This is a genomic window from Streptomyces sp. NPDC059003, assembly GCF_042740445.1.
Classification (GTDB): domain Bacteria; phylum Actinomycetota; class Actinomycetes; order Streptomycetales; family Streptomycetaceae; genus Streptomyces.
On record NZ_JBHYJH010000427.1, the window covers coordinates 1 to 1667 of the forward strand.

Genomic DNA, 1667 nt, shown 5'->3' on the forward strand with positions numbered 1-1667 from the left:
GGAACTCGTCGCACACCAGCAGGTCCCATTCCGGCAGCGGCCGCGCCCCGTCCGGCTCCACTCTCAGCCGGTGCCCGGCGATCAGAGAGCCCTCGACGCTCGCGTACGTGGCCAGCACCGTGAACCGCCCCACGCCCTGGGAGGCGAAGGCGTTGGCGTGCCACGCCACCACCCGCGGATCCGTCGTCACCCGCACCCCCAGCTCGCCCGTCAAGGCGGCACCCCGTGGGGAGTACACGGCGATCACCGGCCCGCTGCGCCCGGCCACGCGCAGGACGTGGTGGGTCTGCTCGAGGAGCGCCCGTGTGGGTACGACCATCAGCAGCGATCCCTGCCCGGCGACCAGGTCTGCGATGCGCGCGGCTACCCGCGTCTTGCCCAGCCCGGGCGCCATGTGCAGCTGGGCCCGGAACCGCGGACGGCGAGCCCTGGGGGAGGGGGTGTAGACCCGCATGATGGCGGCGACGGCGTCGTCCTGGTGGTCGTAGAACGCCGCGAGCTCGGCCTCCGACCGGACGGCCGCATCCACCTTCACGATCAGCTCCCGGAGATGCTCTGCAGGGGTGCCCGCGGATCAGCCGAACACCCAACCAACTTCCTTCTGTGACACCGTAGACCGCCACGCCTGGCACCGTCTCCCGGATGCGGCACTTCCCTCCCCGTCCGGGCGAGCAATCGAACGCACACCCCAAGCGCCACCCCCAGAATTCCGGCAGGAATAGCCCGCGAGAAATTCGCCAACTCACCGCACAGCAGCACCAATTACGGTAGTATGTAGCCAAGTAACTATGGTGACGGGAGGAGGAGAAGGTGCCGGAAAGGACGATTGAGTTCGGCAAATACGGTGCCCACGGCATCAAGGGCCACGAGGCCGTTGCCCGGCAGCTCGACCAGCTCGCTGGATTCATCGCCACGCCCATTACCGCGCGCCGTGGCCTGATGGCCCGTCTGCACTACCTCACCCGCACCAGCCACGCTCGGGAAGCGGCCCGTGCGGCCGGCCTGACCGTCACCGACCGCACCCTGAAGGCCTGGCTGGCCGGCCAGCGCAGCCCCTCCAAGCAGAACCTGCACCACATCGAGGCGGCCTACCGCACGGTGCGTCGCCGTAACGTGGCCCGGTACCTGACCAGCCGTCTCAACCGTGAAGGCCGCGGTACCCGGGTGGAGTTCCACCCCCTGAACCAGTCCCGTGTCAGCCGCCCCCACCAGCGGGTCGTGCAGTTCCGTACCCTCAACGTCCGCCGCTGGGACCCCGTCGTGGCGGCCTGGGCCGCGGACGACGACCAGGCCCTGGACGACGCCTGGTTCGGCGACGTGACCATCGAACTCGGCAGTGAATACGGCAGCTACGAGTACGTCTCGAATATTGGGTTCGCAGCATAACCCCAGAATTCAATATCTGGGTCCGGGATATTGAATTCCAGAACTGAAAAGGCGTCAGGAATTCCCGGGGCAGGGGAGAGCCGAAAACCGGCAGACCCCACCCGCCCTCGTAGCCAGCCCCAGGAATTCGCGGAGCGAATTCCGTGCCGGATCGCGGAGCGATCCGGCCGCCGGGCAACGGAGTTGACCGGCCGTCAGCCCCGGAGGGGCTGACCGAGCAGCGCGGAGCGCTGCGTCCCGCCCCCCCCGGAGCGGCGGGGCGTCGTGGTGGGGGGGCAGAC

General features: G+C 68.9%; 2 protein-coding genes. One reads left to right on the top strand and one right to left on the bottom strand.

Annotated elements, in window-relative coordinates; genetic code table 11:
- On the bottom strand, nt 1-535 hold a 535-nt coding region (locus ACFWZ5_RS46350), incomplete at its 3' end, for a DEAD/DEAH box helicase family protein (protein ID WP_384893325.1).
- Between the two features lie 275 nt (nt 536-810).
- Here ACFWZ5_RS46350 and ACFWZ5_RS46355 point away from each other — a divergent pair.
- Nucleotides 811-1386, top strand: a complete 576-nt coding sequence (locus ACFWZ5_RS46355) for a transcriptional regulator (RefSeq protein WP_384788989.1) — start codon at nt 811-813, stop codon at nt 1384-1386.
- The last annotated feature ends 281 nt before the right edge of the window (nt 1387-1667 follow it).